1 protein-coding gene is annotated in these 643 nt (G+C 41.2%); it reads right to left on the bottom strand.

Annotation, left to right across the window (positions count from 1 at the left end; all coding sequences use genetic code 11):
* The coding region (locus tag ACYVLS_RS08850; protein ID WP_460323684.1) for a transposase at positions 1-547 on the bottom strand (547 nt) is incomplete at its 3' end.
* Between the last annotated feature and the right edge of the window lie 96 nt (positions 548-643).

Raw genomic sequence — 643 nt, 5'->3', positions numbered from 1 at the left:
AGATATCCACTTGTGACTGAATCATGGTTTCATACAATGCTTCGACATTCTCGTTCAGCTTTGATTCATAACGATCGATGGCCTTCTTCCAAGTGAAGGAGTAAATATTGGCATCAGCTTGAAGTTTCGTGCCGTCAATAAACAAAGCCTCCTCATGAAGCAGGCCATTCTCTTGGAGTAGTGAAGTGAACAGGACGAAAGCATATTTGATCAGGCGCTTGGCATGTTCACTAGAACGAAAATTATTGATTGTTTTATAGGTAACGGATGTGTCGCCAGTCAGCCATTTCATTGGAATGGACTCGTCATTCATGCGTTCAATCGTGCGACCTGAAAAAGTAGAACGACTATAGGCAAATAAGCACATTTTAAGTAACATGGCAGGGTGAAACGCAGGACGTCCCGTAGAAGAGGTTTCTTCCAGAAGAAATTCCGCAGGAATAGAATCAACGAAACGACTGATAAGACGTGCTTCGTGATCCTCGGGAATAGTGAAGTCTAATTGTAGTGTTAAAGCAGTTTCCATTGTGGTATAATTTTGATACAAAGTGAGCCCCTCCTATAATTTCTGTTGGTACTTCAATTATAGCCGGTGGGGCTCATTTTGTCTTTAAAAAAGAAACATCCCTCGACCATTTTTTTT

This window comes from Alkalibacterium psychrotolerans (genome assembly GCF_054784355.1).
Note: the sequence above shows the minus strand (reverse complement) of the source record. Positions and strands in the feature narration are given on the sequence as shown.